This is a genomic window from Hyphomicrobium sp. MC1, assembly GCF_000253295.1.
Classification (GTDB): domain Bacteria; phylum Pseudomonadota; class Alphaproteobacteria; order Rhizobiales; family Hyphomicrobiaceae; genus Hyphomicrobium_B.
In genome coordinates this window covers 1,691,849-1,715,488 of record NC_015717.1, presented here as the reverse complement: position 1 = coordinate 1,715,488, position 23,640 = coordinate 1,691,849, and the positions used below count along the sequence as shown (strand labels likewise).

The 23,640-nt window shown below is 55.5% G+C and carries 17 protein-coding genes and 2 pseudogenes; 7 read left to right on the top strand and 12 right to left on the bottom strand.

Annotation, left to right across the window (positions count from 1 at the left end):
• The first annotated feature begins 2 nt into the window (after window positions 1-2).
• The 3 genes from rfbA to HYPMC_RS23650 all read left to right on the top strand — a co-directional run bounded on the left by rfbA (window position 3) and on the right by HYPMC_RS23650 (window position 2,978).
• Window positions 3-872: a glucose-1-phosphate thymidylyltransferase RfbA gene (gene rfbA / locus HYPMC_RS08310; RefSeq protein WP_197535973.1), complete on the top strand. Its 870-nt coding sequence runs from the start codon at window positions 3-5 to the stop codon at window positions 870-872.
• Between the two features lie 554 nt (window positions 873-1,426).
• On the top strand, window positions 1,427-1,708 hold the full coding sequence (locus HYPMC_RS08305; protein ID WP_013947438.1) for a hypothetical protein: 282 nt from the start codon (window positions 1,427-1,429) through the stop codon (window positions 1,706-1,708).
• A gap of 490 nt (window positions 1,709-2,198) precedes the next feature.
• Entirely contained in the window at window positions 2,199-2,978 is a 780-nt protein-coding gene (locus tag HYPMC_RS23650) for a glycosyltransferase family 2 protein (protein WP_013947437.1), read from the top strand.
• Window positions 2,979-3,040: 62 nt separating this feature from the next.
• On the opposite strand, the gene HYPMC_RS08300 is transcribed toward HYPMC_RS23650, so the two are convergent.
• Window positions 3,041-3,955: a hypothetical protein gene (locus HYPMC_RS08300; RefSeq protein WP_013947436.1), complete on the bottom strand. Its 915-nt coding sequence runs from the start codon at window positions 3,953-3,955 to the stop codon at window positions 3,041-3,043.
• Between the two features lie 59 nt (window positions 3,956-4,014).
• On the bottom strand, window positions 4,015-4,470 hold the full coding sequence (locus HYPMC_RS23645; protein ID WP_013947435.1) for an adenylyl-sulfate kinase: 456 nt from the start codon (window positions 4,468-4,470) through the stop codon (window positions 4,015-4,017).
• Window positions 4,471-4,952: 482 nt separating this feature from the next.
• Here HYPMC_RS23645 and HYPMC_RS24180 point away from each other — a divergent pair, with 482 nt between their 5' ends.
• Window positions 4,953-5,129 carry a hypothetical protein gene (locus HYPMC_RS24180; protein ID WP_157135415.1) on the top strand — a complete coding sequence of 59 codons (177 nt, stop codon included), beginning with the start codon at window positions 4,953-4,955 and terminating at the stop codon, window positions 5,127-5,129.
• A 79-nt stretch (window positions 5,130-5,208) separates the two neighbouring features.
• Here HYPMC_RS24180 and HYPMC_RS08290 read toward each other — a convergent pair whose 3' ends face one another.
• The 4 genes and pseudogenes from HYPMC_RS08290 to HYPMC_RS08265 all read right to left on the bottom strand — a co-directional run bounded on the left by HYPMC_RS08290 (window position 5,209) and on the right by HYPMC_RS08265 (window position 10,000).
• Entirely contained in the window at window positions 5,209-5,406 is a 198-nt protein-coding gene (locus HYPMC_RS08290; protein WP_013947433.1) for a hypothetical protein, read from the bottom strand.
• Between the two features lie 537 nt (window positions 5,407-5,943).
• Window positions 5,944-7,385, bottom strand: a pseudogene (locus HYPMC_RS08280) (IS1182 family transposase).
• 766 nt (window positions 7,386-8,151) lie between these two features.
• Window positions 8,152-8,922, bottom strand: coding sequence for an intradiol ring-cleavage dioxygenase (locus HYPMC_RS08275; protein ID WP_013947428.1), 771 nt, complete (start codon window positions 8,920-8,922; stop codon window positions 8,152-8,154).
• Between the two features lie 439 nt (window positions 8,923-9,361).
• Window positions 9,362-10,000: a Spy/CpxP family protein refolding chaperone gene (locus tag HYPMC_RS08265; RefSeq protein ID WP_013947426.1), complete on the bottom strand. Its 639-nt coding sequence runs from the start codon at window positions 9,998-10,000 to the stop codon at window positions 9,362-9,364.
• A 208-nt stretch (window positions 10,001-10,208) separates the two neighbouring features.
• Between HYPMC_RS08265 and HYPMC_RS08260 the strand changes: the two genes are divergently transcribed.
• Together HYPMC_RS08260 and HYPMC_RS23195 are read left to right on the top strand one after the other, a co-directional pair.
• A complete protein-coding gene (locus HYPMC_RS08260) occupies window positions 10,209-10,940 on the top strand; it encodes a response regulator (protein ID WP_013947425.1) in 732 nt (243 codons plus the stop codon).
• Between the two features lie 11 nt (window positions 10,941-10,951).
• On the top strand, window positions 10,952-12,373 hold the full coding sequence (locus HYPMC_RS23195; protein ID WP_013947424.1) for an ATP-binding protein: 1,422 nt from the start codon (window positions 10,952-10,954) through the stop codon (window positions 12,371-12,373).
• 20 nt (window positions 12,374-12,393) lie between these two features.
• Here the strand turns inward: HYPMC_RS23195 and HYPMC_RS08250 are convergent, their stop codons facing one another.
• Window positions 12,394-12,939, bottom strand: a complete 546-nt coding sequence (locus tag HYPMC_RS08250; protein WP_013947423.1) for an NYN domain-containing protein — start codon at window positions 12,937-12,939, stop codon at window positions 12,394-12,396.
• A 375-nt stretch (window positions 12,940-13,314) separates the two neighbouring features.
• A pseudogene (locus tag HYPMC_RS08245) lies at window positions 13,315-14,744 on the bottom strand (IS1182 family transposase).
• A 529-nt stretch (window positions 14,745-15,273) separates the two neighbouring features.
• Between HYPMC_RS08245 and HYPMC_RS25020 the strand changes: the two are divergent.
• On the top strand, window positions 15,274-15,714 hold the full coding sequence (locus HYPMC_RS25020; RefSeq protein ID WP_371199582.1) for an AAA family ATPase: 441 nt from the start codon (window positions 15,274-15,276) through the stop codon (window positions 15,712-15,714).
• Window positions 15,715-15,751: 37 nt separating this feature from the next.
• Here the strand turns inward: HYPMC_RS25020 and HYPMC_RS08235 are convergent, their stop codons facing one another.
• From HYPMC_RS08235 to HYPMC_RS08220, 4 genes are read right to left on the bottom strand one after another with little or no spacing between them, the layout of a single operon-like run.
• A complete protein-coding gene (locus HYPMC_RS08235) occupies window positions 15,752-17,725 on the bottom strand; it encodes a MacB family efflux pump subunit (RefSeq protein ID WP_013947417.1) in 1,974 nt (657 codons plus the stop codon).
• Window positions 17,726-17,729: 4 nt separating this feature from the next.
• Window positions 17,730-18,944, bottom strand: a complete 1,215-nt coding sequence (locus HYPMC_RS08230) for an efflux RND transporter periplasmic adaptor subunit (RefSeq protein ID WP_041300806.1) — start codon at window positions 18,942-18,944, stop codon at window positions 17,730-17,732.
• 28 nt (window positions 18,945-18,972) lie between these two features.
• The gene (locus HYPMC_RS08225; RefSeq protein ID WP_050976765.1) at window positions 18,973-20,466 is read right to left on the bottom strand and encodes an efflux transporter outer membrane subunit; all 1,494 of its coding nucleotides are present in this window, start codon (window positions 20,464-20,466) and stop codon (window positions 18,973-18,975) included.
• Between the two features lie 46 nt (window positions 20,467-20,512).
• A complete protein-coding gene (locus HYPMC_RS08220; RefSeq protein ID WP_013947414.1) occupies window positions 20,513-23,638 on the bottom strand; it encodes an efflux RND transporter permease subunit in 3,126 nt (1,041 codons plus the stop codon).
• Window positions 23,639-23,640 lie beyond the last annotated feature (2 nt).

Here is a 23,640-nt window from a genome sequence, read left to right as displayed (position 1 = left end):
CATTGAAGGGCATCATTCTCGCTGGAGGAAGCGGCACACGCCTCTACCCGTTGACCCTCGCGGTTTCAAAGCAACTTCTTCCTGTCTACGACAAGCCGATGATTTATTATCCGCTGTCGACGCTCATGCTCGCTGGCATTCGCGACATCCTGATCATCACCACGCCGCACGACCAGCCCTTGTTTCAAAGTCTGCTCGGCTCAGGTGAGCAATTCGGTATCCGCTTGAGCTATGCTATCCAGCCCGCACCAGAGGGGCTGGCGCAGGCTTTCATCATCGGCCGCGACTTCATCGGCGGCGACCGCTGCGCGCTCGTCCTCGGTGACAACATTTTCTACGGCCATGGGCTTGTCGACATGTTGCGCGCCGCCGCAGACCGCGACAGTGGCGCAACAATTTTTGCTTACGAAGTCGCCGATCCAGAACGCTATGGCGTCGTCACGTTCGACGCCTCTGGCAAAGCGCTATCCATCATCGAAAAGCCAACGAGTCCAAAATCGCGTTGGGTCGTCACTGGCATCTATTTCTACGATGAGCGCGTCGCTGACCTCGCATCACGCGTTACACCATCGGCACGTGGCGAACTCGAGATCACGACGTTGAATGAAATGTATCTAGCGCTTGATGCGCTCCACGTCGAAAAGATGGGTCGTGGCTTCGCATGGCTCGACACGGGAACATTCGAGAGCCTGATGGATGCGGGCGATTACGTCGCAACCATTGAAAGACGCCAGGGCCTCAAAATTGCGTGCCCCGAAGAAATCGCGCTTCGCCTAGGCTATCTTAAACCTTCCGAAATGGAGCACTGGCTCGCGAGTCTCGGTAAAGGAAAATACGTAGATTACATTCGCCAAGTGATCGAGGAAATGTAAATAATGCAATCGGGTAGCCTCGACAAGATTCAAGCGACGGCGCTTCATCTCGATCTTCTCCGCGACATAAAGCTTCTTGATAGCCTTATCGTGACTGCCGCACGCTTATCCTGTTCTCCAAAGGTCCGACGCACTGCTGCCAAGCCGAATCGCTGGGAATGATCGTTAAACAGAATTTCCTCGCCGAGCGTATAGCCGAACGTCGGGCCTGTCGTCTGATTTCGGTTCACGGCGCACCGCCCCCCGTCACTTCCTGCTCTCCAAGCCGATCAGCCTACTCGCTGCGAAAGTGCTAGAGACCCTTGGCCTCAACTGCAACATCAGGTCGAGCACGCCGCGGGCTTTACGCCTTTCAGCCTTTGCAAATTCGGCCATTCATCAACATAGCGGCCGCGCAGCACGCACCACGGCGACGTTGCGGTTTTCACCGATGGATCTGATCGGCAGGTTTTACGTCGCAAACGCCGATCGATGAGCTGAAGCCGCATTCTAAGCCGGCCAAGCCGCCAAGCGAATTAAGCCCGATGAGGCAAGGCGGCCGACGGGTTAGCGACATGCGGCAGAAAATCAGAAAAGCGGGAGCGGATCTGAGAAAGGCGCTCAAGCGCGAAGGCGCCCTGTCTGATGGAGCGCCAGCGCACATCGAGGCGATATCGGCGACTCGAGGCGCCCAGAACACGCTCGACCGTCTGACTGAAGAGACGCTTAGGATGGTCGACGATTTAGCGATGGCCGACGGCTACCAGCTGCAATGCGAACTTTTGGCGGCCCAGCGTCCTGAATTCCTGTCGTCGCCGTCTCGCGATCGAGCAGGGCAAATGCTCCGTCTCCAATGATAATGAAACCCTTACCAAGGGAGACACCGAGCCGCTAGTTCCACAATCTGATGGTCTTGGTTTCTCCCTTAGGAAGCGAGCGCTCTATAGCTAAATGCAACGCAGAGAACCTGTCTTCCTAATCGAAGAATGTGCATAGCTCGGACTATGAACTCTCCGGCGGCTATTTCTCAAAACCTCGGTATGACGGGACAGTCGCTTAGATTGCGTACAATTCTCAAAATACAAACCTTGGAGCCTGATCAATCCCGCAGAGCGAGATCGCCGCATAGGCGACCTAGCCAGGACGCCTTCTAGGAGTTTACAGGAACGATCATCCGCTTCCTATCTACACAGACAGATTTCACTTTGTATCATTGCATTTCAATTTGACTTCCAACTGTCGAAGACGCGTTCGGGGAGTAGCAAAATGTTACAAACTTGAGTTCGGCTAGTCATACTTCGATCGAAGCGGCTGGCTAGCAGCGCAGCCCATATTAGGGGGGCCGCGATGAAGAGACTACCGGTGTCATGCTTTATAATCGCTAAGAATGAAGCGGACCGTATCGAATACGCAATTCATTCTGTTCAATCGTGGGTAGATGAAGTTGTCGTTGTTATCGATTGTGCTTCAACAGACGATACTTTAGCTGTCGCGCGTAACTCGGGATGTAAAGTTATCTCTCAACCTTGGTTAGGCTTTGGCGGACAAAAGCGTTTTGGCGAAGACATCTGCCGAAATGACTGGCTACTCAATCTAGATGCGGACGAAGTCGTAACGCTCGCCTTGCAAGAAGAAATTAGGCGCCTTTTCGAGCACAAAGCGCCAGCTCGGCGAGCATATAGCATACCTATAGATCTAGTGTATCCTGGGGCCACCGCACCACGCTTTTGGCCCCGCGATCATCGGTATGTCCGACTTTATGACCGGCGAGTTGTGCGCTACCGAAATTCGCCCATTCATGATTCCGTTCTGACTGGGGATTTTGCTGTAGGAAGACTCAAGGCTTCAATCCATCACCACTCCATCCGCTCGTTTGCCCATTTAGCAACGAAGTTGGATGAGCGAACTTGGCTTCTCGTTGAGAATGCGAAAAGTCGTACTTCTTTGAGTTTGGCACTTAGGTTGCCCGTTGAATTTCAGATAAATTTTCTCAAATATTATATTTTCAGGCATCATTTTACTGGAGGATGGACAGGCATCAAATATTCAGCAATTCAGTCGTGGTATCGGCTCATGAAAGTCTATCGTCTGTGCATCACTCCACGTTCGCGCCGAAACCCGACTTGACGGTTTGAAAGGCTAGAATTCCGTCCTCGTTTAGAGCGTCAGGTTGACCCGGAACGACGGCTCTATTTAGAGCTTAGCACACACTCGCGCAGTCTATCCGATAACTTTGCAATTTTGCGAAGCCGTCTGACGATAACTTGCTTGAAAGAGCGCCGTAATCGTTGCTGTTCGGCAGCAATCAACTTGTCTCGCTCACCCGTGATGCGGATGAGGTCATTTCGCAATGACTTGAGTTCTCTTTTGAGACTGATGTTATCAATCGTACCGAACGACGGTAGTCCCTCGCTTTCCACAAAGCGATCGGGATGACAATCTGAAACAACCTCTATTTCAGCTCGCAATTCGCAACCGGCTCGTATCTTTTGCAGATTAATGACTGGCACCACTCGACGCTGAAATTCCGAAAAAGAAAGTTCGGTCGGCAGCGCACCCTTTAGACACCGGTACAAATATTCCAAATCATCGGCGAACTTTGGAAAATATAGAAACTTTATGGGAACGTCGTGCCTGACCAGGGCTTCAATCATGCGATGCAGAGAATGTGCAAGCAATCGGGACTGATCGATGGGCTCCAACGAATAGGTCAATCCACCTGGCACGACGCCCCATTCGCGCCAGCTCTCGTGCAACTCGGTCGCGGCTTCCCAAGTCTGATAGCGGTGCTGAAGTTCCAGAGTAATACGACTTGCCGTAGCCTCAGCTAAATTTCGGATCGGAAGAAATACGCAGTCTAACTTCAGATCCGGGCGCCGGAGCAACTCATCGATGAATTGGTAACTCCAAGGCGATTTGACCACGTACGGCTGATTTTCTCCAAGGACAGGAATACTTTCTAGACCAGCTTGAGCACTTTCGTCCCAGCCTATATCACCGAACCGCCCCCGGAGCTGAGTTTCTAATCCGCACGCATCGAGTATACGCACGAGGAGGCTCGTGCCCGCCCTGCCGGTGCCTGCAATCAGCAAGTGGTGACGCATGTGCAAATTTCTCTTGCCTAGATATTTAATGATTTTTGAAGCATCTGCTGTCGCAACCCTCAAATTGCGAATTTACTTGTCTGCATGATCGCCATTCGAACCGTTGAAACGATGTGTGCTGCCCATTGCTCAGGCGCTCCCTGACTGGACACTCGAATATTGTAGACTGATGGTGCTTCGAATATCTTGTTCGTGTCCTCGAAGCGCCCCGCCCTGATGCGATCGACCCAGACAATAAATGCTGACTTTTCTGCTTGGAATGCGCCTCGTGTGCTTTCAGTTGGACAAACAAAATCTACTACTGCGAAATGCCCTGCTTTGGTGATTTGGTCCGATAGCCAGCCAAGGCGGCGCGCATGTTCAATCCGATCAGGGAGATCAAAAGCGAGGTCACGGTTAAGATGTTCTCGAACCGCATCTCCATTTAAGTGCACCGCCGAGAGTTTTGGAGCGAGCAAAGATGCCAAGGTCGTCTTGCCGGAGCCGGGAAGGCCCATGATGAGGATTTTTCGCATTACCTTCTTTCCAGACTTAGATTGAACTCGCGCAGCTTCGCCTTTCTTGCGATCTCAATCGATCATCCTCTACGAGAAAAATTTTAATGAACAGATCAAGGGAGTTTCTCTGCGGAAAATTGGCCTGCGCGATTTCTCTAAATTCGCAAATTGTAACGTACTGTTACGAGGCTTTGCCGCAGCGATGCTCTTCGTGTCCTAAAGTTCCATCGCCCGCACCGAGACCTGAGCAAGATCATCCCCACGTGGAGTGCGGTGCCAAGTGTTTCATCAGTGACAGGCCAAACAAAAGGGGCGATATTTTCACGACCGCGATACGAGAGAAACTTTGGAAAACGCCGCCGCGGCAGCACCCCGAACAGCGGCCCCAGCAATTGGTCAACCTATCAGAATACGGTCTGGCCTCATCACGGATTAAGTTAGAACTTGGCCGTCGTCGGCCAGCGCCTGGACTGGCCGGAGCGCGGCGTAGGGCACTCCAGATGCTGGCCGACGGAATCAAGAGCGGCGAATTTCGCAAAGTAAATGTCGATGAGACCGCGAGCTTCATCTCAACGTATCTCGACGGCGTGTTCGCACGAGCGATGATCCTCAAGGACTTCAATCCGATTCAATCAATTCGTGAGCTTCGAGCGTTTCTTAGGGCTTATCTCAACTAACGCGCGGACAAAAACCAAATTGGTCTCTACCCATAGAGCCTCTCGGGACGCTCGCAATGGCGATCAAAATCGTAAGTGACTAATATAAATGGTAGGCGATGAAGGCCTCGAACCTTCGCCCCCATTCGAGCGCAGCGAGCTTCCGGACCGCCGCGTTGTGCTTGGCGAGGGCCCGCAAAGGGTCCACTCCCGCCTCGCGCTCGATGACCGTCCGCTCTCCGGTCGCGAAGAAGTTGTATGTCTCGCCCGCAGCAAGAGCGGCGATTACGAGTGCCATGTGACCGGCTCCCTGACCGATGACACGTGCCCCGACAAAGACACCGAGGCTGAGGAGGCGACGAGCAGTGCATGCGACATCTGCCAGCCACCCGTTTGCAGGATAGCAGTGAACAGGATGCCGGCGCCCACCGACAAAACGATTGATCGGCTGTCCGCTCGTATAGACCGCATCACAGATGCATCGGAGGTGCTCTAGAACGACATGCGAAAAACCGTCTTGACCTCGCTACATGCAGGTCGAACGGCTCCGAAATGGTAGTGTCGCGTATTACTGGGCTCCGCACAAACGAGATTACGTCGCCGGTTGCACGCTGCGTCGAGAGACGCTCAGCATGGATTGTGCCGCGGCGATCGAACGTGCGGCGCTCCTGAACAAACATCTCGATGCTTGGCGGCAGGGCCAGTCAGATGTGAAATCCCTCGCACCAAAATCTGGTCTTGGCTTTCAGTCGCGCCAAGTCTGCAAAGCAGAGAGGCTGCGTGAGAAAGAAGGAGCGGCCAACCTACTGACACGACCGGTCAGGCCCGCTGGGGCTCACATCGCCCCGAGCAGCTTCGGCACTCCCAGGATCGCCATCACCCACTTCAAATTGTAGGCCAGAACGTGCAGCGCCATCTCGGTAGCGACGTGCTTCAGCGTTTTCATTTTGAAGTGAGTGGCGCCCATCCACGCTTTGATCGTCCCGAAGGGATGCTCGACGGTCTGGTACCGTAGCGACATCTTGTTGGGATCATCGTCGAGGCGCTGCTGAACGCGCTCTAGGATGCCCTCGTGCTCCCAGCGACGCACGCGGTGTTCCTTGCTGGTGGTGCACCGGCCTTTGATGGCGCATTTTCCACAGGCATCGGTCCAGTACGAGTGCAGCGTCTTCCCGGCCTCGGTGTTCGTGAAGCGGTACGTCAGGCGCGCACCGGCTGGACACACATAGGCATCCTCGCCGGCAACATAGGTGAAGTCAGCTCGATCGAAGCGTCCATGGGCGGCTGCATTCGAGGTGTGCGGCCTAGGCACAGTGACCGGGATACCGGCCTCCTCGCACGCCACGATCTCCTCACCCTTGTGGTAGCCCTTGTCGGCGACAGCCTCGATGTCATCGCAGGACATCTCCTCCCGCGCCGCACGCGCCATCATTGCCAAGGCGTCTCGATCGTAGCCGAGGTTCGTCACCTCGTGCGCGACGATCAGGTGATGCTTCGTCTCGACTGCACTTTGCACATTGTAGCCAACCACACGGGGTTTCCTGCTCGTCGTCGCCATGCCGCGGGCATCGGGATCGGTCAACGAGACCTGCGTCTCTCCGCTGCTGTCCGTGCGCCGCTCAATTGCTTTCAAGGCATTGGCCTCTCGTCTGCAGTAGGCCAGCTTCTTGATCGCACGCTCAAGCCGAGCCATCGGCACTGACATGTCGGTCTTGCTCAACACCTCATCAGCACGGTCAAGCTCGACGAGATACCGTTCGATGACCGCATCAATCTCTCCAAGGCAACGTTTCAGCTTCTCGCGCGTGAAGCTCTTCGTCTTCGCGTTGACAGCTTTGAACTTGCTCCCTTCGATTGCGACGATGCTGGCATCCAGGAGATCGATGCCGCGGCAAAGGGCGACGAACTGTTGGCATACCTTGCGAAGGGCTGGACCGTTGTCGCGCCGGAAGTCGGCGATCGTCTTGAAGTCGGGTGCCAAGCGACCCTTGAGCCAGATCAGCTCCAAGTTCCTCCCGCACTCGCGCTCGAGGCCACGAGAGGACTGCACCTGGTTGAGATATCCGTAGATGTAGATCTTCAGGATCGTTGCCGGGTGGTAGCTGGGGCGGCCCGTCTCCTCTGGGTGACACCGTCGAAGCCGAGCGCCGCTAGGTCGAGCGCGTCGACGAACGCATCGACCACACGAACAGGGTTCTCCTCGCTGACGTAGTCGTCAATCGCCTCGGGAAGAAGCGTCGCCTGCGTCCGATCTGCACCCTCGATGAACCGACCCATTCGATCCTCCCGCGTTTGCTCGCGAGAATCGTACAATAGTTCGTCAGAATGGGCGCGTTTTCACACAGCCTCCCGGCAAAGCCGACTTAGGAGTCGTCCACCGACGTTTCGTACAAATTTCACACGGCCCGTTTCGCCAACGGGTTCTAAGTCGACACCGCTTTGCAGAGAAAGCTGACGTCTCAGAAAGGTATTTCTGCCAATCGCACGCGGATATTGCAGGTGCCGTGGATTCCGGCGGTGTCCGCGTCTCGCTTGGCTCGAACATCAATGCGCTTGAAACACGGATCAAAAGTCCGAAAGCTCTCCGGATTATGTTTGTTGAATTAGCCAACGCGCAAAAAAACGCGGGCCTGCCGCTTGCCCCGCTCCTGTCGGGGTAGTGGGGGACAGAAGCGAACGGCAGACCCGCGTAGAAGTTCATGCCGGAAAGACGACTGAGTAACCGGCATGTATGCGTCTACGCTGGTGTTTGTAGCTCATCGACACCGAGGAAGGATGAACTTCGCGCGTCGAAGTGTAACTGAGTGTGTCACGGCGTAATTTAGGCGAGCATTACCGCCGAACCGAACAGCACTGGCTTCGGAGCTGGGCCTATGAGGTTATCGAAACCAGTCTCGAGTTTTCCGGTTCCGGAGGCGAACGCCAGCATGGAAAGAATGCCAGCTAGTCAACCGGCGTAACGCGCGCGTGTCTCAAACACGTTCGTAACGGCCGCCTAAGATGCCGTGGTGTGCCTCAAAGATCTCCGCGTGTGGGCACTGGTTTACAGGCCGATGAGTTGACGCAGATAAGGTCCCCAGCCCATTGAACTCTTTGCTGCGGCCCCGGTGCGGTCAACCGAGATAACCAGTGATGCCGTCAACACGTCTGGCGTCTCGTCGATGGTGAAGACGATGCCGCCACCTTCGCGCTTGCCTTCCTTGAAAATGAAGTCCGAGTTATTGTCAGTGTCGGGATTGGGCCGTTGCTTATACGGCACCTGTTCGCGATAAATTCTCTTACTCAAATCATCGGGAAAGTAAATCTGACCGGTGACAAGCGTAAGTTCGTCGAGAAACACCTTGACATGGATATGTGGTGTCCTGCCGGGATACCAGCCTGGATAGATCGTATGAAATAGAACCCTTCCCTTCTCATCTGTCGCTTGGGTGCCGCGCAGATAGATCTCGTCCGTCGTAGATATCCGGCGATCATCGCCCTGATGCGCATAGCCCGAATAGACGCCGCACGCATCAGCATGCCAGACATCGACACGAGCGCCGGTCATGGGTTTGCATGTCGTTGCATCGATCACAGTGAGCAGCATGTTCGTGCTTAGCCCTGGCCGCCCTTCACGGATATCGGAGCGAACAAGTTTGCGATCGAAATAGTAGGGTCCTTCGATCGCTTGCGGAAAAAGCGTGCACTCTCCTGGAGGCCCAACGGGCGAATTCTCAGCGGCATAGGCTGCAGTTGGTTTTTCGATGAGATTGATGGCCGCAGAGCCGAACAACAATCCACGTACGGCCTGCCGTCGGGAAAACATGTGTTTCATGTCACGTTCCAAAAATCTTCGCCGACAGCAACTGATCTATGGCCTAAACTGAAGATCAAGCTGCTAAAACCTCAATTCCAGCCCCCAAGAATGCGCGAGCCTTCTTAAGCGCAACGACAAATAGACCTGCCATCTCGGGTACAGCGCCGACATCTCCAAAAACTCCTCTTCCCTCAATGCACCGTCGCGTATGAGGCTTAGAGCCAATTGCTCGGACGCCGTCCGGGGCTGAACGTTCAGCAAAAGCTGCCGATTCATATTTTTTGGTTCCATATTCATTTTGCTAAATGACATCAGACGGGTGCACTCGTCGCTGCGATAACAAAGAACAGAAACATCAGTGTGAGCAGCAATCCGATTTCGTAAAAGCGTGTCATCGCCGTCTCCTCAAATGTGCTGGACGCGAAGAGATAGGAAGCTCCGCGCCCAGCATCTCCGCTCACAACGGGTCGGGATGCAGACCGTCAGGTCCGTTCCCGCCACCCAAACCCGGAGGCGGAACGAGATTGAAAGGCGGCGGCGGCATCGGTCCGTCGTGCGGCGGAGGCATGATGCGCTGTTCTATTGCACTAACTTTGGTCAACTGTTCGGGCGTGAGTTTTGCCCGAAGAGCTTCGATAGCTTTCTTGAGGGCTTCTGCATCGTGACCGCGCGCGACCGCGTCATCTGCCATTTTCTCAGCGAACGCGAAGGGCTTTTGTTGATCACCCGCCGCCGGTTCCGGCTCTTTCTTACCGGGACGAGGCGGCTTGGCGACATTCAGCAACGCGTCTGTAAAGTCGCGCCAAGCATCAAGTTGTTCGACACGAATGCCGATCTCGGTCTCAGCTTCGGACAGAAGCGAAGCCAAGGGACGAGGACCATGCGGCGGCGGGGGCGGCGGCATGGACGCGAACATTCCGCAACCCGGGAATTTGTCGCCCATTCCATGGATACCGGGCCCCATCGCCATTTGCTGCTGCGGCGGCATTTTGCTGGTTGGCTCTGCGGCCGCACTCGAATAGATGGCGGCGCCACAGACGAGTGACATTGCGGCGGCAGCCGTCACTACGATGACGGATCGTTTATTCCTGGACACGACAACCTCCTCAGCTTCACGGCGGATCACCAAAAAGCTTTCAAAGCTCTCGCGATCACCGGTTGCGCCGTATCTAACAGAGCGAAGGGAGGTTTGGATTTCGGGGACACTTCGAACTGTAACGGTCCGTTACAGAAATGAGATTGTTGTGTGGCTGACCAAGCAATAAAGAAGATAGAATGCCAGTTAGAACCCCAAAGGCGATAAGTTGTTTGCATCTCCCCATATCCTGCTAGTCGACGACGATAAACAGATACGCACCGGCCTAGCTCGCTTTCTCGTCTCGAACGGCATTCGCGTCACAGAAGCCGGAAACGATATTGCGATGTGGAAGTCGCTTGAGGTGGGGAAATTCGATCTTATCGTTCTCGATATCATGATGCCGGGCGAGGACGGCTTGTCTCTTTGCCGACGACTAAGAGCGACCCGGCCGATTCCGATCGTATTGCTGACTGCGATGTCGAGCGAGACGGATCGCATTATTGGTCTGGAAATCGGTGCTGACGACTACGTAACAAAGCCATTCAGTCCGCGCGAACTTCTTGCGCGTATCCGTGCGGTTCTTCGCAGAACGCAGAACGCTCTTTCGAAAGAAGAGCCGGTTACGCAGAGCATCTACGTGTTCGACGGTTGGCATCTCGATACGGTGAGAAGGGTTCTGAGAAATCCGGATAATGTCCTCGTCGATCTTACAGCGGGAGAATTCGATTTGCTGCTCGCATTTGTCGAAAGGCCCCAGCAAGTCCTGACCAGAAACCAACTTCTCGACCTGACGCGCGGACGCTCCAGCACGCCCTTTGATCGCACAGTCGACGTCCAGCTCAGCAGACTGCGGCGCAAGATCGAATCCAATCCCGCGCAACCGACGCTCATCAAGACCGTTCGCAGCGGCGGTTATATTTTCACCGCCCCGATCGACAGCGAAGCGACGCGCGATTGAAAGCAACCCCCATGCGAAAATTTCGGGTCGGCCTCAGCACGCGCATTGCACTCACGATGCTTACCGCACTGCTTCTTTTGCAGGGGCTCAATGCGGCGACATTCTTCTTTTTGCCGCCTCCCACACAAACGATCTACAGCGCGCGCTGGCTGATTTCTGAAACGAGCGAAGCAACGAAGAAAATCTTCGACGTCGAGACGACGCGTCGCAAAGATGTCGCCAAAACGCTCAGCGACGAGCTGCATCTTTTCATTTCGTGGGACGAGATACGTATGGAGCCACCAAGCCCAGAGCGCGTTGTGCCTGAATTCTTTATCCGGCTGGAGCGTTCGCTGCGTGCAAGCCTGAGCGGAACCGTCAGAAGCGTCTCAATCGAGGCGCGCGGAGGTCCCGCATTTCCGGGAGACAACGAGAATACTCAGTTCGTACCAGCGGGATTCGAGCAACATTTGCCGACCGGTGTTTTGGCCAACGATGAACCGGATATTCCCATCATCGGCGGCTTCAGTATTTTGGTTCGAGGATCTGACGGCAGCTGGCTGCACATCGAGTCGCAACGTCCTCCACGATTGGGTCCGCTTTTTAGTCCACCGATGATCACCGCCGCCGGCGCGATCCTTCTAATCTCTTTCCTATCGATTTGGACAGCCAAGCGCACGCTGTCTCCAATCGATGATCTTGTTAGCGCCGCCCAACGGCTTGGGATTGATCGGAACGCCACTCCGATCGATACAAAGAAGCTGGGAGACTTCGCGGTTGTCGGCCGCGCACTGAATGAGATGCAAAACCGCATCAAGAATTTCGTCGATGAGCGGACGCACATGCTCGCTGCCATATCGCACGATCTTCGAACGTCCCTAACCCGACTTCGCCTGACGACGGAGGAATTGGCTGACAGCCCGAGCAAGGACGCACTCGTCAAGAATGTCGAAGAGATGGAACAGATGCTTTCGGCGACGCTCGCTTTCGCGAGTGACGACTTGAAACGCGAAAAGGCGGAGCGGGTGGACCTCGGCGCATTGCTTATCACGATTTGCGATAATTTTTTGGATGCGGGCGCATGCGTCTACTACCAAGGTCCGGATCATCTGCTCACCGCCTGTCAGCCTATTGCGACCAAACGAGCGTTCATGAATATCGTCGACAACGCAGTGAAATACGGAGAGTCCGCACACGTTGGGCTTCGGCTGAATGGCGAGCACGTCGTTGTCACTGTGAGGGACAACGGTCCCGGGATTCCGGATGAACTAATTGAGACAGCTTTTCAGCCTTTCCAGCGGCTTGAACAATCTCGCAACAGGGAAACCGGCGGCGTGGGGCTTGGATTGGCCATCGCCCGAGATATCATTTCTGCGCAGGGCGGCACGATTGCACTCAATTCCCCTCGTGACGGCGGTTTGCTGGCGACACTACAGCTGCCGCGCAGCTTGTGAGATTACGCCGATAGCGCGCATCAGGTCTTTCTTCTGATATTTTTTGTTCGTGCGATCTCCTTTTCGAGGTCCGCCAGATCGATAAAGTGATCCGCCTGCCGCCGTAATTCGTCAGCGATCATCGGAGGCTGGGTCGCTAAGGTCGACATCACGCTGACGCGCTTGCCCATGTGTTGCAAGGCCTCGACCAGATAGCGCAGATTGCCATCCCCTGACACGATCACGATATGATCGAGGTTTATTGCGAGCTTCATGGCGTCGACGGCCAACTCGATATTCATATTTCCTTTGATCTTGCGGTGACCGTTGCCGTCCAAGAATTCTTTGGCCGCCTTCGTGACCGTCGAGAAGCCATTAAAGTCGAGCCAGTCCACCAGAGGACGCACCGCGCAATATTCTTGTTCGTGGGATAGCGCGGTGTAATACAATGCTCGAATCAGCCGCCGGTTTTGTTTGCAGACGGCAAGGAAGCGTTTGAAGTCGATTTCAAATCCTAGACTTTGCCCCATAGTATAGAGGTTTGGTCCGTCGATGAAAATCGCGATGCGCTCTGAATAAGATGACACGCTTCACCTTTTTCTCACGCCTTGCCCTTCGAAGAAGTTTCAAAGCGTGAAAACGCACAAACGGGCTCAGGCGAAGATGCGGAATGACTCAGTCTGTATGTCCGAAATATAATGCTCCGAACTGCGAACCAGATTTCCTGACCGTTAGGAAATGTAACGAAGTATTGCAGTGCAGACTCATTGCCAAAGCACATATTTCCTGCTGGCCCTTAGCGACAGGTGACCGAAGTCCGCTTCTTGAGGCAATGGCGACTTTCCAATGATGGCTCCAGGCAATGGCTTCGTGCGTTGTCTGAAGTCAGCTTGCTCGGGAGGCTGTGTGAGAACGAAGGAGCGGACCCACCTACCAACACGGCCGAGGTGGCCCGCTGACCCTCACATCGCCCCGAGCAGCTTCGGCACGCCGAGGATCGCCATCACCCGCTTCAGTTTGTAGGCTAGGACGTACAGCGCCCTCTCTGTCGCAACGTGCTTCAGCGTTTTCATCTTGAAGGGGGGTGCTCCCATCCACGCCTTAATCGTCCCGAACGGGTGCTCGACCGTTTGGCACTGTAACGACATCTTGTTGGGGTCATCGTCGAGCCGCTGCTGTACGCGCTCGAGGACGCCCTCGTGCTCCTAGCGACGAACGCGGCGCTGCTTGCTGGTGGTGCACCGGCCTTTGATGGCGCAGCTTCCGCACGCATCTGCCCAGTAAGAATGCAGCGTCTTGCCGGCCTCTGTATTAGTGAAGCGGTACGTCAACCGCGCACCGGCCGGACAGACGTAGGCATCCTCGCCGGCAACATAGGTGAAGTCAGCTCGATCGAAGCGTCCATGGGCGGCTGCGTTGGATGTGTGCGGCTTGGGCACGGTGACCGGGAAGCCGACCTCTTCACACGCAACGATCAATAGCCCTTGTCAACAATCGCCTCGATGTCGTCGCTGGACATCTCCTCACGCGCCGCACGTGCCATCATCGCCAAGGCATCACGATCGTAACCATGGTTCGTCACTTCGTGCGCGACGATCAGGTGATGCTTGGTCTCGACGGCACTTTGCACGTTGTTGCCGACGACGCGAGGTTTCCGGCGCGTCGTCGCCATGGCGCGGGCATCGGGATCGGTCAGAGAAACCTGCGTCTCTCCGCTTTTGTCCATGCGCTGCTCGATGGTCTTCAAAGCATTAGCTTCTCGCCCGCAGTAGGCCAGCTTCTTGTTTGCGCGCGCGATGCGACCATCGGGAACCGACATGCCGGTCTTGCCAACCACTTCGTCGGCACGGTCGAGCTCGACGAGATACCTTTCGATGGCATCATCGATCTCGCCAAGGCGCCGCTTGAGTTTCTCTCGCGTGAAGCTCTTCGTCTTGGCATTGACGACTTTGAACTTGATGCCGTCGATCGCGACAATGCCGGCGTCCAGAAGATCGAGGCCGCGGCAAAGAGCGACGAACTGCTGGCATACCTTGCGGATTGCGGGACCGTTGTTGCGGCGAAAGCCGGCGATGGTCTTGAAATCCGGCGCCAGATGCCCGGTGAGCCAGATCAGCTCCAGGTTCCTCAGGCACTCGCGCTCAAGGCCACGCGAGGACTGCACCTGGTTGAGATAGCCGTAGATGTAGATCTTCAGGATCGTTGCCGGATGGTAGCTCGGGCGGCCCATCTCTTCTGGAACAATGCCCTCAAAGCCGAGCGCCGCCAGATCAAGCGCATCGACGAAGACATCGACCACACGGACGGGGTTTTCCTCGCCGACGTAGTCGTCAATCGCCTCCGGCAGAAGCGTTGACTGTGTCCGATCCGCACCCTCGATAAACCGACCCATTCGATCCTCCCGCTCAAGCTCACGGGAATCGTACATTGGTTCATCAGAATGCGCGCGTTTTCACACAGCCTCCAGAGAAAGCGGACGCCCGTTATCGAAAGTCGATGCCGTTCGGACGCGCCGCGTCACGTCGGCAAGCAGATCAAAAGCGGACAACCGACAAATGACGCGATGGGCCAGAGGCGGTCTTGACGCGACATTGGCGCCTTCCACGCGCCTGGTTGGTTGTTCCCGGCCTATCATTTGAAAAACGCCGGCCGTTGCCGATAAATTCGCCTATTTAACGTAGACCTGACGGCGGTGATCCGCCAACGGCGGCTCATGCTCGCATAAGCGAGCAGACGCTGCTGACCTTTGGCAACCTATAATTATCTGACGGCCTATCTAACTGCGCTTACGGGCATATCCGCCGGCTTTCACGTGCGCATCTGAGACCGAAGAGAAATACTTCGTAACATTCTGATACCAAACCGAATTACCATCCAACCGTTTCTTTATATACCCTGTTCAGAATCTCTTAGATGTTGGGTTGGGCTGTTATCGCATGCGCAAAATTCTAATCATTGGTCCGCCAGGTTCCGGAAAATCGACGCTTGCGCGAACACTTGCTTCTAAGCTGCCGGCGGTAACGTTCGAAGGGAACGAGTTTGCGGCCTCAGCGCAGCTGACTTGTCCAATCGAAATCGCACGCCATCTGGGTTGGGTCGCCGATCAAGTCGCCAAGTCAGGACAATTCGTCATCGCGAATCTCTGTTGCGAAACGGAAGATATACGCGATGCTTTTCAAGCACATCGCAGCGCTTATATCATTTGGGTAGATCGGCTAAAAACGGCGTCAGTGAGCCGCTTCGACCGGCCACCGATCTTCAACATACGAGTCACTATGCCTGGAACGCCGGAACAATGGGCATCGCGCATCGCCATTGCGATCCGCCGAAGTGTAGGAGCGGAAACAAGGCTCTGCGTTTGACGACAGCCGCGTTCATTTGCTCACCTCCTAACCCTTATCAAACCCTTGCGAGCGCAACAACCGGGTCAAGTCGCGAGGCGTTCCGCGCTGGAAGGTAGCCGAACACGATCCCGATGAGGCTAGAGCACAAGACGGCGATGAGCATGGACGCTGTGGAATAAATGAGCTGGAAATTTCCGCTCAGCAGATTGAACGCGCCACCAACGCCCAACGCCAACATAATCCCAAGAAACCCTCCGATCAGGCAAACCAAAACGGCTTCGATTAAGAACTGTTGAAGAATGTCCTTTTGGCGGGCGCCGACAGCCATCCGCACGCCGATCTCGCTGACGCGTTCTGACACCGATACGAGCATAATATTCATGACGCCGATGCCACCAACGATCAATGAGATGATCGCGATGGCTGCGATCAGAAGCGTTAGCGTCTTGGTGGTGCTCGTAATCGTCTGCCGAATATCGTCAGTATTCAAAATAAAGAAGTCTTTTGTGCCATGCCGTTGGATAAGAAATTTGGTGACGCCTTGCTCCGCGAGATTGGTCGATACATCATCGGCAACCTTCACCGTTATGCTGCGTAACGATGAACTACCGAGAAATCGCGTTTGAACCGTCGTGTAGGGCAAATACAGGGAAAGATTCTGGCTCGATCCAAATCCTCCCTGCTGCGGTTGCATCACGCCGACGATCCGGCATTGAACTTTGCCGATCAGAAGGACTTTCCCGAGCGGATCGACGTCACCGCTCCCAAATAAAGTCTTGCGGGTGTTTTCATCGATGACGACGTCCTGCGCCCTCTGGCGGACGCTGTCGGCATCGAAAAATCGTCCTGCGGCGAGCTTTGCTCCCCTGGCAAGAAAATAGCGGTCTCCGACGCCGTTGACGAGCACAGATGCCTCTATCGCTCCAAAGCGCACGGTGCTTGAAGTTGAAACCGTCGGCGTGACGGCTGCGACATAAGCATTTTTCGCGAGCGCGTCGGCGTCAGCGACCACCAGAGTCGTAATTTTGCCCGAACGCGTATCACCGAAATCCTTACCCGCGAAAACTTCGAGCGTGTTCGTCCCTAAACTCGATATGTTGGCGAGAACACGTTGCTGCGAACCCTGACCCAATGCAACAACGGACACAACGGATGCGATCCCGATGATAATGCCAAGCATCGTCAGAAATGTTCGAAGCTTGTGGGCCTTCATCGCGAGAATTGCCATTTGCAACGCTTCGCGAACGCGTGCCAGATCGGACAGACGTGTCGTCTCTTGGAGAGGCTTTTCAGCGGTATCCGATGCCTGGCGAAGTCCTTCTGCGACGACCGGGCCAGCCTTCGGATTAGCGCGGTCGGACACGATTTCACCATCGCTAATCTCGACGATGCGTTCCGCCCGCTGGGCAATAGCTAGGTCGTGCGTGACGATGATTACCGTCTCCCCGGCGGCGTGAAAGTCGCCAAGAATACGAAGCACATCTTCGCCGCTGTGCTTGTCGAGCGCTCCAGTCGGCTCATCTGCAAGGATGACGTTACCGCCATTCATCAACGCGCGCGCAATCGACACCCGTTGTTGCTGCCCGCCTGACAGTTGGCCAGGTCGGTGATGAACGCGTTTTTCCATTCCTAGGTCGGTGAGAAGCCGAAGCGCTCGAGATCGGCGCGCTTGCACAGGTTGACCAGCGTATATTGCTGGCATCTCGACATTGCCGAGCGCTGTCAAATCGCTGAGAAGATGATATCGCTGAAAAATGAAGCCGAAATGTTCTCTGCGCAGGGCTGCGAGGTCGTCGCTGTTTAGCAATGAAGTTTCTCGGCCGTCGATCCGATAACTTCCTGATGTCGGTCGATCGAGACAGCCGAGGATATTCATCAGCGTGGATTTTCCGGAGCCGGAAGCGCCCATAATCGCGACCATCTCGCCACGATTGATCGTGAGATCGACATCTTTTAGCACCGCGATAACACCGTCACCCGATGGATATTCGCGTCGAATTTTTCGCAATTCGATGAGCGGTTCCGTCATGATCTCAAAAACCCATCGGCGGCGGCGGTCCCGGCCTTAAATTTGTGGTCGACGCATCGGCGGAAAGTTCGCCCGTGACAACGCGCTCTCCAAGCTTCAGGCCTGATTTGATTTCGGCCACGACCTTGTCATTCAGCCCCACCTCAACGGCGCGTTTTGAAATCGTTCCGTTGGTATCGATGACGGCGACTGAGTAGGATCCGTCGGCGCTTCTCGTGATTGCTGAGCATGGCACCGTTAAAACGTTCTTGGCCTGCCCCAGGATAATGTGGACTTCGGCGGTCATATAGGTCCTCAGATGCCCGTCGGCATTGGGTACATCGAACACGCCGTTGTAGTAGATGGCCGACGACGAGCTCGATGACGAGGAACTTGAAGAACTCGATTCCCCAGACGATGAGCTGAAGCTCGAATCGCTTGTGATCGACTCCGGCGCGGGTTCGATGGATTGAAGCTTTCCCTCATATCGGCGATCGGGGTCACCGAGGATCGTGAAGTAAAGGGACTGTCCCGGCTCAACCTTGACGATATCGGCTTCGGAAATCTCCGTGCGCACGGTCATGACATCGAGTTGCCCGAGGATGACGATGGTTGGAGCTGATTGCGTTGCGTTTACTGTCTGACCTTCTTGAGAGACGATCGACAAAACGGTTCCGTTTATTGGAGCGGTGATCCTCGTATATCCGAGATTGACGCGCGCCGTCTCGATGGCAACTTCGGCTTCTGTGATTTGGGCATCGAGGGCCGCTATCTGTGCGGTAGTCGTATCGAGAGCGGCGACCGCAGAATCGTAATCGGCTTGGGATGATGCATTTTGCGCTAGAGTCTTTATCTGCCGAGCAAGCGAGGATTTGGCGTTGACCAACGTCGCTTCCTTCTCCCTACGCTGCGCTCGGATATTTTCGAGATTGGCTTCCGCCGTGCGAAGTGCGTTCGACTGAGTCATCGAGTCGATTTCCGCAATCAGGCTGCCTTTCCTGATCGTCTGCCCGAGAGCGACCTTGATTGATGTGATGCGGCCCGACGCCTGTGCGCCTACGGCGACAAGCTTGACGGGCTTGAGCGTTCCGGTCGCGAGCACGGTTTCCTCGATGTCCCCACGCACGACCGCAGCAGTCATGACGTTCGACCTTTGGCCAGTCGAAAGGTATTTAGTGCTGACAAAGACCGCGGCAGCAGCAACTACAATTAGAACCGACGCAATGAGGATGCGGCGAATGCGTTGGTCCGGGGCCGCAACTGTAAACTCACGATCTATACGCAAAGTGGGGCCCCGTATTCCTGTCGATGATTTCCGGCTGGGATGCGTCCACGGGTTTGTTCCAGCCGCCACCAAGAGCTTTGTTCAACGAGATATAATCTTTGACGATCGAGACATTGCTCTCAATCAGCGTATCCTCAGCCGAATACAGCGATCGCTCCGCATCGAGGACATCGAGGAAGCTTGTCGACCCCGATTGATAAAGCGCCCGTGACAGAGTTGTGGCTTGCCGATAAGCCTTCGCCGATTCAGACAGCTTACGATTGCGCACGCGTTCCTGCGAAAGTCCGACGAGCGAATTCTCGACATCCTCTAGGGCTGTCAAGACCGACGAGCGATAGGCGATGAAGTACGTATCTCGTTCGGCCTCGGCCAATTCGACTGCCGCTTTGAGCTGACCGCCGTGAAAGATCGGGACAGTAACCGAGGGACCGAAAGCCCAGCTGATCGTCGAGCCTTTGAAGAGATCGCCGAAATGCGTCGCCGACGTCGAGATGTCGCCGGTGAGACTTACGCTTGGATAACGGGCCGCCTCGGCCTGGCCGATTTTAGCCGTATATTGCGCAAGCTGACGCTCGGCGAGACGAACGTCCGGGCGATTCAGCAAAACGTCTGCCGGAATTCCGGCCGGGACATTCAAGCGGGCACTGGGAACAGGTGCAGCCTTATTCAGCCCCGCGCTCAATGCTGACGGAGGCTGTCCTGTTAGAACCGAGAGACGATGGATCGATTCCGCGAGACTGATTTGCAGCTCGGGAATGTTTGCTTCGGTACCAGCGGCAAGGCCTTCCGCGTTCGCAAGATCGACCGCCGAAGACGTTCCGGCCTGAAACTTGGCGCGGGTTAGCCCGGCCGTTGAGCGTTGCGAAGCAGCCGTGCGCTTCGCAAGTGCTATTCTTTCCTGATAGCCCCTGACATCGACGTAGTAGGACGCGACATCCCCGACAAGCGTCAGTAAAGTAGCGCGAAGCTGTTCGTCCGCGGCCTCGCTTCCGTAAACTGCGGCCTCTAGCCCGCGACGGTTGGCGCCGAAAACGTCGATCTCCCAGCTTGAGTCAAAACCTTTCTCAAATTGCCGGCTGAAAGTCGAAACGCCAGATGTCGATCCATCCGATGATGCTTCGTTCCAGGTTGAAGATGACACACCATCGATGACCGGAAAGAGAGTTCCGCGCGCCTGATGAAGGGTGGCACGAGCCTCACGGATGTTCGCTTTTGCTGTCGCGACATCGAGATTTCCCGCAACCGCCTGCTCCATGAGGTCATTCAATGTCGCATCGTGCAAGCCGTACCACCAATTGTTGAGGCGCGGTGCATTGCGCTGCGCCTGCTTGGCACTCCCCCATTGCGTGGGCAACAGCAGCAAAGGTGTTTGGTAATCGGGTCCAACGGCGCAACCAGCAAGAAAGCCGGGTAACATGAGCAGCGCCATGCGCAGGCGTATACGTCGCCATGAGCGCACGATGAAGCTAATCGTCATAAGGTCCCCAATTTTTTGAGCATTCCGGCTGCGTTCCCCCAATGCTTTACACACGGCCTAAGCTCTCCTTCGTCGTATCCGTCGTCCCCTTCCGCCCAAAAATTCGACGAACGACAACGAACAGCAGCGGAACGAAAAAGATTCCAATCCCGGTCGCTGCGATCATTCCGCCCATAACACCGATGCCGATGGCATTCTGCGCACCCGATCCCGCGCCTGATGCAATCGCCAACGGCGTGACGCCAAGAATGAACGCGAAGGACGTCATGAGGATTGGACGAAGCCGCTGTTTTGCAGCCACTCTTGTCGCTTCGACGAGTTCCATGCCACGGGCTTGGTTTTCGATGGCGAATTCCACAATCAGAATTGCATTCTTGGCTGCAAGGCCGATCGTCGTCAGCAATCCGACTTTGAAATAGACGTCGTTCGTTTGATTGAAGAGCAACGCCGCCAGGAGAGCCCCGAAGACGCCAATAGGAACCGCCAGCATCACGGCAAAGGGAATTGACCAGCTCTCATAGAGAGCTGCCAGGCAGAGGAAGACGACCAAAATTGAAATCGCGTAGAGTGAAGTGGCCTGGCTCCCGGAAAGCCGCTCCTGATAGGAGATCCCTGTCCATTCGTGATCGTAGCCACTGGGTAGTTGGCTCGTCAGCTTGTCGATTTCATCCATCGCATCGCCCGAGCTCACCCCTGGCGCCGGAGATCCCTGTATCTCAACGGCCGAAGCGCCATTGTAACGTTCAAGCCGCGGTGAACCGAAAGTCCAATGGCTCGCGGCAATCGCCGAAAACGGGACCATACCGCTTGATGAATTGCGCAGATACCACCGGTTGAGGTCGTCTGGCTGCATTCGAAAATCGGGCGCGGACTGCAGATAGACTGATTTAACTCGCCCTCGATCGATGAAGTCGTTCACATAGCTACTGCCCCAAGCTGTTGCTATCGTCGTGTTGATATCGCCGATGCCGAGCCCCAACGCGCTCGCTTTGTCTTCATCGACGTCAATGGAGAACTGGGGGGTGTCCTCTTGACCGTTGGGACGGGTTCCCGAGAGGAGCGAGCTGCGGGAAGCAAGTGCAATGAGCTTATTTCTCACGGCCATCAACTTTTCATGCCCCGCACCTGTTACGTCGCGCACATAGAGATCAAAGCCGCTGTTGTTTCCCATTCCTTGGATCGCTGGCGGGTTCAGGGCAAAGATTTGAGCATCCCTGTTCTTGGAGAATGCCATCATCGCGCGACCGGCTACGGCAGTTGCACTGAGCGTAGGCGACTTGCGCAGAGCGAAATCCTTCAGACTGACGAACGCCATGCCGACGTTCTGGCCCTGTCCGCCGAATCCGAAACCGACCACCGTCATGACGCCATCGACCGCGTCCTTCTCATCTTTGAGATAATGGTCTGTAACTTGCGAGAGAACGCTCAGGGTCCGATCCTGAGTCGCGCCAACAGGCAGCTGGACGCTCGTGATGATGATGCCTTGGTCTTCTTCCGGCAGAAATGATGACGGGAGCTTCACGAACATCCATCCCATCGCGACGGTAATTGTCGAGAAAATCGTGATAAACCGCCACGGCCGTGAAATTATACCGCCGACACCGCTTTGATAGGCTGCCGCACCGAAATCGAACGTACGATTGAACCAGGAAGCAAATCTGTTGGGCTTGCTATGAGGGCGCAGAATAGTTGCGCAAAGCGCCGGCGTTAGAATAAGTGCAACGAGAACCGACAGGACCATTGCGGAAATAATCGTGACCGAGAACTGCCGGTAAATCACGCCAACGGATCCGCCGAAAAACGCCATCGGCAGAAAGACAGCTGACAGGACCGTTGCAATGCCAATGAGAGCCCCGGTGATCTCGCCCATGGATTTGCGCGTTGCGTCCGCTGGCGAAAGCCCCTCTTCACGCATGACGCGCTCGACATTCTCGACGACCACGATGGCATCGTCGACGAGAAGTCCGATCGCAAGCACCATGGCAAACATGGTGAGGGTGTTGATCGAATACCCGAACGCGGCAAGGACGGCGAACGTTCCAAGAAGAACGACAGGAACGGCTACGGTCGGAATGAAAGTAGCGCGTAAATTTTGCAGAAATACCAGCATCACGACGAAGACCAGAACGATCGCTTCGAGAAGGGTCTTTACGACGTCTTCGATCGACAGCTTTACGAACGGTGTCGTGTCATAGGGGTAGACGACATCCACGCCAGGCGGAAAGGTCGGAGCAAGTTTGGCGATTGCTTTTTTAACGGCTTCCGCAGTGCTTATTGCGTTCGCGCCGGTTGCCAGACTTATTCCGAGGCCTGTTGCTGGCATGCCGTTATAGAGCGACGACGTCGTATAGTCCTCAGCGCCGAGCGCAACTGTTGCGACGTCGTTCAGGCGCACGAGCGATCCGTCGGTGGCGCTGCTCAATATGATATTGCGGAACTGCTCGGGCGTTTCCAACCGGCTGCGGGCCGTCACAGTTGCATTGAGTTGCTGGCCTTTGCGTGCCGGAAGCCCTCCGAGCTGTCCGGCGGCAACCTGCGTATTTTGGGCTTCGATCGCCGCCGCGACATCGCCGGGCATGAGTTTGTATTTAGCGAGCTTGTCGGGATCGAGCCAAATGCGCATCGCGAACGCCGAGCCGAAAAGCTGCGTTTCGCCGACACCATCTACGCGGCGCAGCGTGTCGGTCAGTGAGCTATCGACATAATCCGACAGCTCCTCAGAGCTGAGCTTACCGTCTTTCGAGACGAACCCGACGACCATGAGAAATCCAGTCGAGGATTTCGTAACAGTTATTCCGTTGCTCTGGACGACGCTCGGCAGCTGCGCTTGCACAAGTTGCAGCTTATTTTGCACTTGCATTTGCGCGACATCTGGATCGGCCGCGTTCGTGAATGTCAGTGTAATTTGCGCAGCCCCGGTCGACGTCGAAGTTGCGGTCATGTAGTCGAGATTATCGATGCCGGTCATGCCCTGCTCGATAACTTTCGTCACCGAGTTCTCGACGGTCTGAGCATCGGCACCGGCATAGGTCGCGCTGATGCGCACCGTTGGCGGGGCAATCTGAGGATACTGCGATATCGGGAGAGAATTCAGGGCGAGCAGGCCACCGAGCATGATGACGATGGCAATGACCCAAGCGAAAATCGGCCGATTAATGAAGAAAGCAGACATCA

What these genes read in the sequence shown, in the direction of transcription:
- HYPMC_RS08290 (WP_013947433.1), bottom strand. Translation starts at nt 5,406, where the DNA reads ATGGCACTCGTAATCGCCGCTCTTGCTGCGGGCGAGACATACAACTTC.
- HYPMC_RS08225 (WP_050976765.1), bottom strand. Translation starts at nt 20,466, where the DNA reads ATGACGATTAGCTTCATCGTGCGCTCATGGCGACGTATACGCCTGCGC.
- HYPMC_RS08300 (WP_013947436.1), bottom strand. Translation starts at nt 3,955, where the DNA reads ATGCGTCACCACTTGCTGATTGCAGGCACCGGCAGGGCGGGCACGAGC.
- HYPMC_RS08220 (WP_013947414.1), bottom strand. Translation starts at nt 23,638, where the DNA reads ATGTCTGCTTTCTTCATTAATCGGCCGATTTTCGCTTGGGTCATTGCC.
- HYPMC_RS08275 (WP_013947428.1), bottom strand. Translation starts at nt 8,922, where the DNA reads ATGAAACACATGTTTTCCCGACGGCAGGCCGTACGTGGATTGTTGTTC.
- HYPMC_RS23650 (WP_013947437.1), top strand. Translation starts at nt 2,199, where the DNA reads ATGAAGAGACTACCGGTGTCATGCTTTATAATCGCTAAGAATGAAGCG.
- HYPMC_RS23195 (WP_013947424.1), top strand. Translation starts at nt 10,952, where the DNA reads ATGCGAAAATTTCGGGTCGGCCTCAGCACGCGCATTGCACTCACGATG.
- HYPMC_RS08235 (WP_013947417.1), bottom strand. Translation starts at nt 17,725, where the DNA reads ATGACGGAACCGCTCATCGAATTGCGAAAAATTCGACGCGAATATCCA.
- HYPMC_RS08305 (WP_013947438.1), top strand. Translation starts at nt 1,427, where the DNA reads ATGCGGCAGAAAATCAGAAAAGCGGGAGCGGATCTGAGAAAGGCGCTC.
- HYPMC_RS23645 (WP_013947435.1), bottom strand. Translation starts at nt 4,470, where the DNA reads ATGCGAAAAATCCTCATCATGGGCCTTCCCGGCTCCGGCAAGACGACC.
- HYPMC_RS24180 (WP_157135415.1), top strand. Translation starts at nt 4,953, where the DNA reads ATGCTGGCCGACGGAATCAAGAGCGGCGAATTTCGCAAAGTAAATGTC.